Here is a 13,861-nt window from a genome sequence, read left to right on the forward strand (position 1 = left end):
ATGATTTTCAAAACATTCAATAAATTTAAGCAATAAAAATAGAGCTAATCCACCATAAAAGTGGACTAACTCTATTTTTTAATTTAACTCCATTCAGCGAAGTTTAAAGTACTTAATTGAATTTTGGTTGTGTCAAGTAGCCAAATTGCCTGTTTTACTTGTGCAATCGTTGCTTTTGGAGATTGTAAAACAGAAGAAGCAATCATCAAAGCATTATTATAATTACTTACTGCACTTTGTTGCTCACACTTAACATTCTTGTTATTCTTATTTTCCTCAAATTTTCTTTGCAATTCTTGCTTATCCTTATCTGTTGCTACTTTCTGCTCGCTTTCAGCGTCTTTAGCAGTATTGAGAGGGGTAAGTTTAATTCCACCGGCAAAAGTAACATCACTAGCTTTGACAAAACTGTTAGTATAGCGAATCTTATCTTCTGTCGATTCAATTAGTTTATTGTTTTTGTCAAGCTCTGGTTTTTTAAGATCAGTGCCGTCGTTATTAACGAAATAGCTTCTGTCTGTTCTGTAGGTTAAAAAGTGGTAAAACAATTCTGCTTTCTTTTCACTAGGTACCCATAAGTAATAAAGACCATCAACGGTCAAGGGGCTTTGATTACGATTCCTGTAACTGATGCCTGTTGTAGTGCCGTCAAAATTATAGAATTTAGTATTTGTCGTCGTATTAGGCTTTACATAGGTGAATGTAAGCTCATCGTAACTTGATGTTGGCAAATAGTTTCTTAATTTAATGTAACCTTGACCAACATATTCGTTAGGATAATCGTGCAGGCGATAAATATAGCCTTCAAAGTCTTCTGCCCAAGGTTGAACCGCTAAATCAACTTTAATTTTTTGACCCATTTTGAGAACGTGCTTAGTAGAATCATTGGTTAAAGTTTGAGTTGTCGTCTTTTTGAGAACAGTAGCATAGGTAACGCCATTGTACATAAGGGGATACCCATCTATACTATCAACGTTATTTGCTCTAATATAACGATTTTTCCCTATTGCATAACAGTCTTTACCATTAACAGTTGCTGTCGGCAAGTAATAAAAAGTTGCCTTTTGCTCAGAAACGTTAAATTTTGCAAAATAATATTTTTGATTAGATTGGGTTTGCTTAACCTGGCCCTGATAGTTAACGACTGATTTAACTGGTAGAGTCTTGCCTTTTAGTTTACCTGTTTTAGTATAGATCGCAGATCTGTGATTCAAAACCAGCTTACCAGTCTTAGAGCTTTTACCATTAACGTTATTAACATCACCGTCATTAATATATTCTCCTTGACCAATTTTATAGTATTTTTGCCCATTAATCATTATTGTGCCGTAATAATCTAAGGAGTCGACATCAAAAGAAGAAACATAGCAGAAACCATTAACGTCTGGTTCAATTACAGAATAATTCCCGTTTTTTCTTGCTTTAAGTCTTTGACCATATTGATTATATACGGGTGCGTCATTGACTAAAGTAATTCTGTTTTTAGCTAGTTTTTGTGCTTTTGGCGCAGCTTGCACTGTTTGAACATGATTTAGACTTGGCAGCAGCGGACTAATTGTCAACACTGTTGCGGCTAAGCCAATACCAACTTTCTTGAAAAATTTCATATCTTCACCTCATAATATACAAATTCTTTACTTATATCATTGTACCGCAAACTAGTTAATAAATTTATCTCAAACAAGCGTTCGATTATTTTTGCTTGCTAACAAATGCTTGTATAATTAGGTTAGTAAGTGTCTGAAAGTAAATAAAAAGAAGATGACATGATGAAGCAAGAATCTTTATTTGCAAATAATGGACAAAATGAACCTTTGGCTAACCGTGTACGTCCCCAAAACCTAGCTCAGTTTGTAGGGCAAGAACAGCTGCTGGGACCGGGGAAAATATTGCGGGAAATCATTGATAATGACCAAGTTTCTTCAATGATTTTTTGGGGACCACCGGGAGTCGGCAAAACGACTTTGGCGGAAATAATTGCCCGGCAGAGTAAGGCGAGTTTTTTCAACTTTAGTGCAGTTGACAGCAGTATTACTAAAATCCGCAAGATTATGAAGCAGGCTGAAGCAGAACACGAAGTAGGGCAAAAAACGCTGGTATTTGTAGATGAAATCCATCGTTTTAACAAAGCACAACAAGATGCTTTTTTACCCTATGTTGAACGTGGCAGTATCACGTTAATTGGTGCCACGACCGAAAATCCTTCCTTTGAAGTTAACTCGGCGCTGCTTTCACGCTGCAAGGTTTTTGTCTTAAAACCGCTTGAAGTCAAAGACATCATTAAGTTATTGCAAAATGCTTTGCATAACCCCAATGGCTTTGGTAAGTTAACCGTTAAAATCAGTGAGCAGGAGATTAAAGCCATTGCCAAATTTGCCAATGGTGATGCCCGGACGGCTTTAAACACGCTGGAAATGGCAGTCTTAAACGGCAACAAAAATGGTAATACAATCGCTGTGACTATGGATAGTCTGGGACAACTAATCACGCAAAAGTCAGTCTTGTATGACAAAGACGGAGAAGAACACTACAATATCATCTCCGCTTTGCATAAATCAATGCGTAACAGCGATGTAGATGCAGCGATTTATTGGCTGTCGCGGATGCTTGAAGGTGGAGAAGATCCACTTTATATTGCACGCAGACTAGTGCGCTTTGCCAGTGAAGACATTGGCTTGGCAGATACTAATGCACTGAATGTCGCGGTCAACGTCTTTCAGGCTTGCCAATTTATTGGAATGCCGGAATGTGATGTCCATTTGACGGAAGCTGTGATTTATCTGTCACTTGCGCCGAAATCAAACGCGGTTTATAAGGCTAGATTAGCCGCTGAAGAAGACGTTAAGAAGACAATTGATGAACCAGTGCCGCTGCAGATCCGTAACGCGCCGACTAAGTTGATGAAAGATTTGGGCTATGGTAAAGGTTACCAGCTGGCGCATTATGCTAAAGACAAGTTAACGACAATGAAAACTATGCCGCCAAGCTTGGCAGGCCACGAATATTATTTGCCAACCTCGCAAGGTCATGAAGACCGCTTTAAAAAGAGGCTGGAACAGATTAAAGAATGGCATAAAGAACACGATAATTAGCCTGAAACTTTTTCTAAAGTCTGGTTTCATTAGTTTAATTGCCAAAAGAATATGAAACGACGCTAAAATTGATTAGTTAGATTATAATGTGACACCGCTATTCAAGCATCGACTAAAAGCAGGCAAACCACAATTTGAATGGTTTGCCTGTTTGCTATGAATTCGAATTTGTCCTGATTTTGGGATTAACATTAGATGAGCAAGTCACAGCTTTTTAATTTACATAAGTTACAAAAGGTTACTTTAGTTTGATAAAGTTATTAATTTCACAAATAAGTAGTATTATCAATGTGAAAAGAATAACTAATAGGAGGAAATAAAATGAATATTGCGCAAGCAATCAAAGTAACCTTTTCGAATGTTGCGATTGTCAGTTCAATAACGTCAACAATTTTCATTATTCTATTGGGCTTTTACCTGCGTAAACGCGGTATTTTTACCGAAAAGTTTGGTAAAATATTGTCCAAAATAGTTTTGACAGTTGCGTTACCAGCATTGGCTTTTAACTCATTCATGCAACCAATTAGTAATGAAACTTTATCACAAGGGATGAATGTTTTAATCTGGGGAATTGTAATTTATATCATTTTGATATTCTTGACCCCGTTGTCTTATGTTAAATACCCTAAAGATAAAAGGGATGTTTTGGCAGTATTGACCACATTTGGTTCAACTACTTTCTTTGGTATTCCAATTGTAGGGGCAGTTTTTGGTCCTAAGGGTATCATGTACAGCTCTATCTTTAACATTGGTTACCGAATCTTTTTATATTCATATGCGTATATCAAGATGTCCGGACTCAAGATGAAGGCCAGCAACTTAAAGAAGATGTTTGTTAACCCAGTCGTAATTGCTACATTCTTGGGTTTGATTTTATGGTTATGCCAAAATTACGTACCTCAAGTAGCTGTTAAACAGGCAGTTAACGGTGTAATTAATGCCAATGCCCCAATAGTTCACGTTGCGTTTTACCGTATTGACCAAACCGCAATTTGGCTATATAAACCAATGCAATACTTAGCAAATCTGGCTTCACCTCTTGCTTGGTTATCAATCGGTTCTACTTTAGGTTCAACTTCATTCAAAGAAGCTGCTGCCAACAAGACTTCATGGTACTACAGTTTTAACAAGGTTATATTAGTGCCATTATTGAACTTACTGCTCCTAGTTATTTTATCTGTAACTAATATTTTACCTGTTAGCTACATTGCATTAGGAACAATTATCATCATGATGGCTACACCAACTGCAGCTGTTGCATCATCTTATGCAATCAGTTTTGACCGTGAGCCGGTGTTATCTTCTGATGCATCATTTATTTCAACAATTATGGCGGTTATTGCCATGCCAATATGGATCGCTTTTCTGGGCGTTCTCAGTCAAATTGGTATATTTCATTAATTAGGAGGGAAATTTTTAAAATGTTTAAAATAGTAGCCTATGGCGTTCGCGAAAATGAAGTTGATTATTTTAAAAAATTAAATAAATATAATTACGAATTGCAGCTGGAATCCGACATGTTAACCCATGATAATGTTGAAACGGCTAAGGGAGCAGATGCAGTTTTACTCAGAGCCAACTGTGTAGGTGATGCAACCAACTTAGCTAAATTCAACGAGTGGGGCATTAAATATGTTTTCACGAGAACAGTGGGATATAACCATATTGATCTCAAGGCCGCTAAAAAATATGATATGAAAGTTGCCCGTGTTCCGGCTTATTCACCATACGCAGTGGCTGAATTAGCTATGACTTTAGGAATGATGCTCTTTAGACATACCGCCTTAGCTACCACCTTGACTAATAAGGGAAACTTTTCAGTTTCGACTGCCACTTTTTCAGGTGAAGTTCATTCAAGTACAGTAGGTATCATTGGTACTGGTAGAATTGGAGCTACGGAAGCACAACTGTATCATGGCATGGGGACCAATGTTTTGGGCTATGATCCTTATCCGAGTGATTTTGCCAAACAATACGTAAAGTTTGTAAGTCAAGACGAATTACTAGCTCAATCAGACATTGTTTCAATTCATGTGCCTTATTTCCCAGGGCAAAATGATAATTTGATAGATGAAGCTTTTCTAGGTAAAATGAAGAACAATGCGGTTCTGGTCAATACTGCTAGATCGCAACTGGCTGATTACCCTGCTGTGATTAAGGCAATTAAAGATGGTCAAATTGCCGGCTTTGCCAGCGATGTTCTGCCTGATGAAGCAGAAGTTTTAGGCCATAATTATAATGGCAATATCACTAATGATTTAACCAGACAATTAACAGAATTGTATCCTAAGGTTTTATTAACACCTCATATTGGTTCATATACCAGTCCTGCTTTAACAGACATGATCAACGTCAGTTATGAGAACTTCCACCAGGTATTAGAGACTGGTCATACTGATAATGATGTGAAACTTGACTAAAGTTTATCTAATAAAAAACAAGCTACGACAATAGCTTGTTTTTTTATTTATTCAATTTGTATATTTTAATTGGTCGACCAACCTTTAAATAGTGCACTTTAGCTGAAAGCTTGCCGGTTCTTTCCAGATAGTCCAAATATTTTTTGGTAGTAATGCGTGATAATTTTGATTGTCGAGCTACATCTTGATTGGAAAATTCACCAGCAAGTTGGGAAATAGCAGTTTTAATTTTGGTTAAGGAAAAATCTGAAAGCCCTTTAGGCAACCCGGTCTCATCATTTAAGTTATTCATATCTTGGGTAATAAAAATATGATCAAGTTCACCTTGTGACACCGTGTTGTTTTTTTGCAATACTTCGTTATATTTTAAAAAATGTTCAATTGCCTCTTTAAAACGTTTAAAAGAAAAAGGTTTGAGCAAGTAGTCCAAAACACCATATTTTAAAGCCATATTGATGTTGGTACTGTCTTTGGCGGCAGAAAGCATAATGACATTGGGATGGAGATTATGCTGAATAAATTGTTCCAGTAATTCGGTGCCAGAAGTTTTAGGAAGGTAAACATCAAGCAGAATTAGATCAGGGTTGATTTTTTTAGTAATTGCTAGTGCCTTTTTGGCAGTAGCAGTTTGATAAACAGTCAGGTTTTCCGGCTTAATAATTCTCATTAAATATTGTTTGTTAATCGAGCTGACCATCGGGTCATCTTCAACTATTAAAATTGTTAACATTTTATTCCTTTTCGTTTTTTTCCTGCAAAGGCAATTCTATATAAAAATTGCTACCATGAGGTTTACAAGATGAAACTTCAAGATGGCCACTATAGGATTTAATGATTTGCAGCACCAGAATAAGCCCATAGCCGTGATCCTTGCCCTTAGTTGAATACTTCTGTTTAAATAAATGCTTTTTAACTTCACTTGAAATGCCAGTACCAGTATCAGCAACTTCAATAATTAAGACTGAGCTTTCACTATCGAAATTAATTGCCAAGGTGATTTTGCCGCTATCTTTAATTGCTGCAAGCGAATTATCAATGAGGTTGCCCAGTATTTTAATCAGGTCTAAATTTAATTGCTCAGTTACAACCTTTTGCGGTAAATTGGAGTCTGGCGTAATTTCCAAGTTGACTCTTTGCTCTTGCGCCTGGTTCATTTTTCCAGTTAAAAAGCCAACAAGCGCAGGGGATTCGAGCTGTTTATTCAGTTGACCAAATTCTTGCTGGTAATTTTGGTTTATTTTTGCAATGAATGAATTAACTTGATCATACTGCTTTAATTCAATCATGCCGTAAATTGCCTGCAATTTATTTAAAAATTCGTGTGACTGTGCCCTTAGTGACTGAATGTATTGTTGGCTGCCGGCAAGCTGTTCGGATAACTTCTGGTATTTGGACTGATCCTGCAGTAGAGCTACTTGACCAAAAATCTGCTTATGGTATACCAGCTGGCTGACCGAAACAATATATTCTTTAGCATTGATCAAGACAAGTTCATTTGTCTTAGGTAATTGTTGGCTGTCTGCAAATAATAAATCAATTAGATTTTTATCCAGGGCTTTTCCCACCATTAAGGAAGGGAAAGATTTTTTAGCCAAATAATTAGCTGTAATTAAAATTTTGTGATTATTTACAACAATAAGCGCTTCATCAATACTGTCATTAATAGCATATAATTCTGTGAGCTTAAATGCAATTTCGTTTGGTTCCATATCAAACAGCGTTTTTTTAATGCGTCTTGATATTAATAAAGCCAGCAGTATGCCAATTATTAATGAAACTAGAGAGCCAATTACAACTGATCTTTGGGCGACTCGAATAACTTTATTTATTGATTTGTCAGTGAGACCAACACAAACTATTCCGATTTGCTGCTTGTGTGCAAAAATCGGGCGGAAAATCCGGTAGCCAGTTCCCAAAACACCCATACGGTGAGAATAATGCGTCTTACCAGAACTTGATTTTTGAGCATCAGAAGGCGAACTGAATTTTTTGCCGATATGATTCTCAGAGGGATGGGAATAGCGGACGTAATTATTGTCAAGTATCACAATAAAGTCTACTTTAGTTTCTTTTTTAACTTGTTCGGCATATTTTTGGATCGGGTTATATGTTGTAGGTTTGACTTTTTTTCTTAAAGCAATTTGTACCTGCTCATTATTGGCGACAATTTTAGACACACTATTAATTTCTTCTTTGATGATTTGTTTTTGATTTTGCGCTACTTTGTATGAGGTGATGGTTCCAGCAGTTAGAATAAAAACAATGGTGGTAAAGAAAACCAGAAAAATAGTTTTTGTTTGCAGCGTAAAACGTGTTTTTTTAAACATATATCTGCCTTTGATATTGGATAACTTAATATCTCTTTCATACAGCTGAGACCCCTTAATTATTATTAGAATAATATTTTTGATAAAATCACATTTTACTTATACTATAAAATATGATAAAATGATTAAAATAAATTAGAAGAGAAAGGCTGTGGGAAATGAGATGAAAATGAAATTAGCAAGAGTTGCTTTACTGTGGTTGTGTATAATTGAAATGGAGGCTTTTTTCTCCAATAAGCCGAATTATAACTTAATATGGTCAATTAGTGCATTCATCATAACAATAATTGCTACGGCTTGCTTTGAAGTAAAAGAAGAAACATTTACTAAGCAAGTCGAAAATGATTTATTTTATTTTATGGCATTACAAGGTGCACCTATTAGTTTTGAAACTTTATATTTGTTGAATATGACAGATGAACAAGAAGATCACCCATTATTGATACTCTTAATTATTGTATTAAATCTAATCTGTGTGATTTTATTTGACTATTTAATAAATCGGGCTAAATTTTACCAAGCTGAAGGTAAAAATGAATAAAATTTAACAAGATTTGAGTACCAGGCAACTATACTGCTTGGTATTTTTTCTAGCATAAAGTACGTTAGACTATTTGATAGTCCCTGGCTTTATTTCTGGCTTATTCGAAAACTTTTCAATACTAATCAGCTTTTTCTTTAGTTTAGAGTGAAACAAGTATGAACCTTTATTTGATAAAAAAGCGACACCATTCTCTTTACCATTATTTGCTTTTAAGCTAAACACACTGTCACTTATGCGTTTATATGTGCCTCTTTCAAATTGATGTCCGTCGACATTTATAGCATATTCGGGGTCCAAACCAAACGAAATTTCCACATGAGGATTGGAAGGATTTAGTGGCATTGCATTATTAGTAAAACCCCCAAATACAGTGGGCGGGTTTCTAGTATCATAGAGCAAAAAGCCTAAAGTGATAATAAATAAGAATCCAAAAATGTAGGTAGTAATTTTGTAACCATTTTTCTTCATGAGTTTTTCTCCGATGGTGAGGTAAAAGTAGAGGGTTTTCTACTAGCGTAATGCTTGTTGACTATTTATCTACATATAATAATAGAATCTAATTTTTGTCAAACTTAATTTGGAATTTACAAAATAGCGGCATTAATAATATACTTAAATAAAGTAGCAGTGTATGCATAATAGCAATCGATTATATGAATATAGGCCAAAAAATGAGTACATCAGTGATAGAAAACGTAGAAATTAACGGGACTAAACTATATTTTTCAATTAGTTCAAAGCAAGGCCGGAAACCAATCATTTTATATTTGCATGGTGGTCCAGGGGATGCCTGCATTCCCTTAACGAAAAAATTTAATAGCGAACTAGAAGATCATTTTATTTTTGTTAATCTGGAACAAAGGGGCAGCGGACTATCGTATTACAAGTTTTCACCTGAAGAAGACTTGTCCATTGACACCATCTTGGCAGATATTCATCAGTTTGTGCTTTATTTATTAAAACGGTTAAAACAAGATAAATTGATCATTATGGGTCATTCTTGGGGCACGGTTTTAGGGCTCTATTTTATTCAAAAGTATCCAGACCTGGTTACGCAATACATCGGAATTGGTCAAGTCGTTAATATGAAAAAGAATATTGCTTTACAAAAAGCTTTTTTAAGAACAAAAATGAAAAATACTGCCAAACTTGACCAACTTGATTTTGTCCATGAACCAATTAAGGCCAGCCTCAAATTAACTAAAATGATTGTGGCTTATGGCGGCTCAATTTACGGCGCTAAAAACTACCGCAAATTAATTGGTCCTTTTATATCTGCTAAAGATTATTCTTTTAAGGACTTAATTCATCGCTTGCAGGGCTCGAAACAATCAATTCAGTATTTCTGGGAAGAATTAATGGACGTTAATTTTGAAAATGTTCTGCATTTTGCCGTTCCCATCACTTTCTGTGAGGGCAGGCATGACCACCATGTGTCCTCGCAATTGACTGCAGAATATGCTGCTAAAATTACTAGTCCGTGCAATATAATTTGGTTTGACCATTCCGGTCATTTCCCGCAGTGGGAGGAGCCAACTAAATTTAATCAGGAAATTATTAGGCTTTTAGAGTCACAAGCAAACTAAAAAACTGGCAAATCACGTTATTAACAGCGTGAGTTTACCAGTTTTTATGTTTAATTAGACCTTATTAATTATTCTGAAAATTACTCAAAAACTTGACGGTTTTTTCATTTTGCGGGTGATTGAATAATTGATCTGGCGTGCCTTGTTCGGTAATGACGCCATCGCTGATGAAAAACATTTGGTCGGAAATCTCTTTAGCAAATGCCATTTCGTGCGTTACGATAATCATCGTTAAGCCTGTAGTAGCCAGGTTCTTCATGACGCTTAAAACTTCTCCGACCATCTCAGGATCCAAAGCACTAGTAGGCTCATCAAATAACAAAATTTCTGGATCCATGCAGATAGCACGGGCAATCGCAACCCGTTGTTGTTGGCCACCTGAAAGCTGGCTGGGACGAGCATTAATGTATTGTTCCATACCTACTTTTTTCAGATTGGTAAGCGCAATTTTACGTGCCTCGTCTTTTGACCGTTTCAATACTAATTCTTGACCGACCATACAATTAGCTAAAACGTTCTTATTTTCAAACAAGTCAAATTGTTGGAAAACCATGCCGACTTTAGCCCGATAAATATTGCGATTATAGTTTGGTGCCAAAACATTTTCACCGTGAAAATCAACCTCGCCGGCGGTAGGCTCTTCTAGCAGGTTAATGCAACGCAAAGTAGTTGATTTACCACCACCTGAAGGACCGATAATGGTGGCAATTTCACCTTTATTAATGTCAAAAGAGATATCTTTTAAAACTTGGTGTTCACCGAATGTTTTCTTGATGTGCTTTAAACTTAAAATAGTTTCGTTTGTTTCAGTCATTAGTTCTTAGCCTCCATGTCTTTAGGTGTGCCCACTTGAACTTGGTTTGCCATTAAGTTGTAATTCTTACTTCCTTGGAGGTGTTTTTCAATTAAGTTGAAAATTCTTGTGATGGTAAAGGTCAAGATGAGGTAGATAGCAGAAATTGTCAGGTAAGTTGGGAAGAACTTGAATGTCTGACTAGCAACAGTTGAACCAACGAAGAACAACTCTGATACGGAGATGATGCTCAGGACTGAAGTATCCTTGATATTAACGATAAATTCGTTAGTAATTGAAGGAAGGCAGTTCTTGATCGCTTGTGGCAAAATAATGTGCCACATTCTTTGATTATGAGTCATTCCTAGCGCACTGGCTGCCTCAAACTGACCTTCGGGTGTAGAAATAATGCCTCCGCGAATAATTTCGGCTAAATACGCTCCAGTGTTGATGGAAACGATGATTAGTGCGGCGACAGTTCTGTCAATATTCAGGTGCCAGAATTGGGCAATACCATAGTAAATCACAGCTGCTTGCACCATCATTGGCGTGCCCCGGAAGACTTCGATGTAAACTGAAAGTAGCCAGTTGACAAACTTGAGCAGCCATCTTTTACCGGTAGTAGTTGGTGTAGGAATGGTTCTGACGATACCAACTGCCAGACCGATAAAGAAACCTGCAATGGTACCAACTGAGGCCAGAAGCAGCGTCATGCCGATACCATTTAAGATCATGCCGCCATATTGGCGCCACATTGATACTAACCACGGTTCTGACTTAGTCTTTTTACCTTTTTTGTTATTATCAGTTTTGGGCTGCTGCTTAACAGCTTCAGTCATTAGCTTAGTTCTTTTTGCTTCAGGAATAGTAGCTAATATCTGATTAACACTCTTAAGCAGTGCTTTATTGGGCTTGGCGATACCGATTGCAGTGACAGATTCATCTTTAGTAGCGTGGAAACCAGCCATTTTGCTGACAGGAATTGACTTAATGTCAGGATCAACCATCTTAAAGGAAGTTGATTCAGTGTCCTCGGCAACATAGCCATCAATAGTACCGGAGATTAAACTTTGCCGCATTGCCGCAAAATCACGCATAGCCGGTTGACGCTTAGCGCCTTTTAACTGCTTGATCAGGTCATAGTGGAAAGTGCCTTGTTGCGCAGTTAATTTAGCACCTTTAAAGTCGGTTAGTTTCTTAGCATTAGCGTATCTGCTATTAATCTTGGTAATTACCACGAAAGTACTGTTTCTATAAGGCTGAGAGAAATTAATGGCCTTTTCCCGCTCAGCTGTAGGGCTCATGCCGGCAATAATCAAATCAGCTTTGCCGCTGGTTAGAGCAGGAAGTAAACCATCCCATTCGGTCTTAACTACTTCAACTTTTCGATGCAATTTTTGCCCAATGATTTTAGCAATCTTGACATCATAACCATTGGCGTATTCTTTTGAGCCTTCAATTGGCACAGCACCGTTGGCATTATTAGTTTGTGTCCAATTGTAAGGCTGGTAATTAGCTTCCATAGCTACTTTTAGTGTGCCCTCATCTTTTTTAGCATCAGCTTCAGTAAGACTAAAATTAGCCGCTATGCTCAAACAAGTGAATAAGGCAACTAGGGTAGCCAACCACTTATATCTTGACTTCATTTTGAAAACCTCCACAAAATATGTTTCAAATAAAGCCAATACAATAAAAGCGTAAATAAAAACCTCGCTGTTAATCAAAACAACGAGGTTCATAATCTATTTTTAAAACAAATCATATAGCGCTCCCTGGGGACTAACCAGGACAGTCTGCAAAATATTCTCTTGCAGCCCAACAAGAAAATTGAAACGAACAATATTCTTATTTCGGCGGTAATTCTTATCCTGAACTTCACAGTGTTCGCTCACTCAGATCAGTTTTGTAATAACCGCGACCTCTATTGCATTGGAAATTATTTAACTTAGAAAAATAATAGGCTATTAAAAGCAACTTGTCAATGATTTTATTTAAAAAATATTTTATAATTATCTCATTTATTTTCTTTTACTATTTTAAAAGACTTCGAAAAGCTACTGTTACTGCCAGCCATTGCCTCTTTGATAAGCGCTTTTTTTCGTTCTGGAAACATAGGGGTTGCCAGCTACATAATAACGCAGTTTTTTATTGGCCCATTCTAGTTCAGACTGGCTAACGCCAATTCTGGCACTAGTTTTAATTTCCTTAGCCAGCTTTTTGTGACTGTCATCTAAATCAATTTTAAAAGGGGAGTCAGTTAAGAAATGTAAATTCCATTTTTTATCATGAATGCCAAAAGCCTGCATCATTTTCGCGGGACCATTAGTTAAAAGGACACCGTCTTTGCCCCCGCGATTTTTAATCATCTGCTCTATACCCCAGACTGGTTCGATAGCTCTGATTAAAACTCCTTGCGGCTCATTATATTCTTGCGTTGCAACATCAAAAAAGAAATATTGTCTTTGAGCATAAATATAGATGGTTCCGCCTTTGCGATAAAGACCTTCATTAGCTGGGCTGCGATGACCGCCGTATGAATGAGCTGCGCGATCTTTGACCCCTAAATATGCTTCCGCTTCTACAATGTAGCCACCTATTATATTCTGACCATCATTATATGTTAATGGTCTGCCGATTAAGTCTTTAGTAATAGCAGCAGTTGGTTTATTAGTAAAATAAGTTGAGTAATTCATTTTTTCTTCCGTGTAGTAAACTTAAATTAAAAGGGGATATTAGCATGACAAAGATAAAATTAGTACGCATTTACGATCATGAGCAACCGCTCGGCTACCGCATTCTAGTTGACCGTCTGTGGCCACGAGGTAAAAGTAAAAAAGATGCAAATTTAGATGAATGGGCAAAAGAAATTGGTCCCACCACGGAATTGCGTAAATGGTTCAATCATGATGATACTAAATATTCTGAGTTTCGGCAAAAGTACCTGAATGAATTGGATCACAATCCTGTGACTGCAGCTTTTATTGCCAAAGTTAAAGCTGAGCTGACTGAACAAGATGTCCTTTTTCTTTATGGTGCTAAAAACAAAGAGCACAACCAGGCAGTTGTGCTCAAAGAATACGTTGATCAAAGACTATAATT

The 13,861-nt window shown here is 36.7% G+C and carries 13 protein-coding genes; 6 read left to right on the forward strand and 7 right to left on the reverse strand.

From position 1 onward, the window contains the following. Positions 1-83 precede the first annotated feature (83 nt). Positions 84-1,607: an SLAP domain-containing protein gene (locus F5ESL0259_RS00775; protein WP_122037153.1), complete on the reverse strand. Its 1,524-nt coding sequence runs from the start codon at positions 1,605-1,607 to the stop codon at positions 84-86. Positions 1,608-1,769: 162 nt separating this feature from the next. Between F5ESL0259_RS00775 and F5ESL0259_RS00780 the strand changes: the two genes are divergently transcribed. From F5ESL0259_RS00780 to F5ESL0259_RS00790, 3 genes are all read left to right on the forward strand, one after another. Continuing rightward, positions 1,770-3,092 (forward strand): replication-associated recombination protein A, encoded by a 1,323-nt coding sequence (locus F5ESL0259_RS00780; protein ID WP_122037154.1) that lies wholly within the window; start codon positions 1,770-1,772, stop codon positions 3,090-3,092. 321 nt (positions 3,093-3,413) lie between these two features. Next, complete coding sequence (locus F5ESL0259_RS00785) at positions 3,414-4,493, forward strand: AEC family transporter (RefSeq protein ID WP_046324141.1); 1,080 nt, start codon at positions 3,414-3,416, stop codon at positions 4,491-4,493. A 20-nt stretch (positions 4,494-4,513) separates the two neighbouring features. Next, positions 4,514-5,512 carry an NAD(P)-dependent oxidoreductase gene (locus F5ESL0259_RS00790; RefSeq protein WP_046324142.1) on the forward strand — a complete coding sequence of 333 codons (999 nt, stop codon included), beginning with the start codon at positions 4,514-4,516 and terminating at the stop codon, positions 5,510-5,512. A 43-nt stretch (positions 5,513-5,555) separates the two neighbouring features. Here the strand turns inward: F5ESL0259_RS00790 and F5ESL0259_RS00795 are convergent, their stop codons facing one another. Further along, the gene (locus tag F5ESL0259_RS00795) at positions 5,556-6,242 is read right to left on the reverse strand and encodes a response regulator (protein ID WP_122037155.1); all 687 of its coding nucleotides are present in this window, start codon (positions 6,240-6,242) and stop codon (positions 5,556-5,558) included. A gap of 1 nt (position 6,243) precedes the next feature. After that, positions 6,244-7,839, reverse strand: coding sequence for a sensor histidine kinase (locus F5ESL0259_RS00800; RefSeq protein WP_122037156.1), 1,596 nt, complete (start codon positions 7,837-7,839; stop codon positions 6,244-6,246). Positions 7,840-8,008: 169 nt separating this feature from the next. Between F5ESL0259_RS00800 and F5ESL0259_RS00805 the strand changes: the two genes are divergently transcribed. Then, a complete protein-coding gene (locus F5ESL0259_RS00805; RefSeq protein ID WP_147446411.1) occupies positions 8,009-8,380 on the forward strand; it encodes a hypothetical protein in 372 nt (123 codons plus the stop codon). A 69-nt stretch (positions 8,381-8,449) separates the two neighbouring features. Here F5ESL0259_RS00805 and F5ESL0259_RS00810 read toward each other — a convergent pair whose 3' ends face one another. Beyond that, entirely contained in the window at positions 8,450-8,851 is a 402-nt protein-coding gene (locus F5ESL0259_RS00810) for a hypothetical protein (RefSeq protein ID WP_122025529.1), read from the reverse strand. A 215-nt stretch (positions 8,852-9,066) separates the two neighbouring features. Here F5ESL0259_RS00810 and F5ESL0259_RS00815 point away from each other — a divergent pair, with 215 nt between their 5' ends. Then, positions 9,067-9,969: an alpha/beta fold hydrolase gene (locus tag F5ESL0259_RS00815; RefSeq protein WP_158595980.1), complete on the forward strand. Its 903-nt coding sequence runs from the start codon at positions 9,067-9,069 to the stop codon at positions 9,967-9,969. Between the two features lie 64 nt (positions 9,970-10,033). On the opposite strand, the gene F5ESL0259_RS00820 is transcribed toward F5ESL0259_RS00815, so the two are convergent. The 3 genes from F5ESL0259_RS00820 to F5ESL0259_RS00830 form a co-directional block, all read right to left on the reverse strand. Beyond that, positions 10,034-10,783, reverse strand: a complete 750-nt coding sequence (locus F5ESL0259_RS00820; RefSeq protein WP_122037159.1) for an amino acid ABC transporter ATP-binding protein — start codon at positions 10,781-10,783, stop codon at positions 10,034-10,036. Beyond that, positions 10,783-12,408, reverse strand: coding sequence for an ABC transporter substrate-binding protein/permease (locus F5ESL0259_RS00825; RefSeq protein WP_122037160.1), 1,626 nt, complete (start codon positions 12,406-12,408; stop codon positions 10,783-10,785). Before F5ESL0259_RS00825 ends, F5ESL0259_RS00820 begins: the two co-directional genes overlap by 1 nt. A gap of 414 nt (positions 12,409-12,822) precedes the next feature. Beyond that, positions 12,823-13,455 carry a DNA-3-methyladenine glycosylase gene (locus tag F5ESL0259_RS00830; protein ID WP_122037161.1) on the reverse strand — a complete coding sequence of 211 codons (633 nt, stop codon included), beginning with the start codon at positions 13,453-13,455 and terminating at the stop codon, positions 12,823-12,825. A gap of 44 nt (positions 13,456-13,499) precedes the next feature. Between F5ESL0259_RS00830 and F5ESL0259_RS00835 the strand changes: the two genes are divergently transcribed. Further along, the gene (locus F5ESL0259_RS00835; RefSeq protein WP_122037162.1) at positions 13,500-13,859 is read left to right on the forward strand and encodes a DUF488 domain-containing protein; all 360 of its coding nucleotides are present in this window, start codon (positions 13,500-13,502) and stop codon (positions 13,857-13,859) included. Positions 13,860-13,861 lie beyond the last annotated feature (2 nt).

Source organism: Lactobacillus sp. ESL0259 (assembly GCF_003693045.1).
Lineage (GTDB): Bacteria > Bacillota > Bacilli > Lactobacillales > Lactobacillaceae > Lactobacillus > Lactobacillus melliventris.

What these genes read in the sequence shown, in the direction of transcription:
- F5ESL0259_RS00775 (WP_122037153.1), bottom strand. Translation starts at nt 1,607, where the DNA reads ATGAAATTTTTCAAGAAAGTTGGTATTGGCTTAGCCGCAACAGTGTTG.
- F5ESL0259_RS00780 (WP_122037154.1), top strand. Translation starts at nt 1,770, where the DNA reads ATGAAGCAAGAATCTTTATTTGCAAATAATGGACAAAATGAACCTTTG.
- F5ESL0259_RS00785 (WP_046324141.1), top strand. Translation starts at nt 3,414, where the DNA reads ATGAATATTGCGCAAGCAATCAAAGTAACCTTTTCGAATGTTGCGATT.
- F5ESL0259_RS00790 (WP_046324142.1), top strand. Translation starts at nt 4,514, where the DNA reads ATGTTTAAAATAGTAGCCTATGGCGTTCGCGAAAATGAAGTTGATTAT.
- F5ESL0259_RS00795 (WP_122037155.1), bottom strand. Translation starts at nt 6,242, where the DNA reads ATGTTAACAATTTTAATAGTTGAAGATGACCCGATGGTCAGCTCGATT.
- F5ESL0259_RS00800 (WP_122037156.1), bottom strand. Translation starts at nt 7,839, where the DNA reads ATGTTTAAAAAAACACGTTTTACGCTGCAAACAAAAACTATTTTTCTG.
- F5ESL0259_RS00805 (WP_147446411.1), top strand. Translation starts at nt 8,009, where the DNA reads ATGAAATTAGCAAGAGTTGCTTTACTGTGGTTGTGTATAATTGAAATG.
- F5ESL0259_RS00810 (WP_122025529.1), bottom strand. Translation starts at nt 8,851, where the DNA reads ATGAAGAAAAATGGTTACAAAATTACTACCTACATTTTTGGATTCTTA.
- F5ESL0259_RS00820 (WP_122037159.1), bottom strand. Translation starts at nt 10,783, where the DNA reads ATGACTGAAACAAACGAAACTATTTTAAGTTTAAAGCACATCAAGAAA.
- F5ESL0259_RS00825 (WP_122037160.1), bottom strand. Translation starts at nt 12,408, where the DNA reads ATGAAGTCAAGATATAAGTGGTTGGCTACCCTAGTTGCCTTATTCACT.
- F5ESL0259_RS00830 (WP_122037161.1), bottom strand. Translation starts at nt 13,455, where the DNA reads ATGAATTACTCAACTTATTTTACTAATAAACCAACTGCTGCTATTACT.
- F5ESL0259_RS00835 (WP_122037162.1), top strand. Translation starts at nt 13,500, where the DNA reads ATGACAAAGATAAAATTAGTACGCATTTACGATCATGAGCAACCGCTC.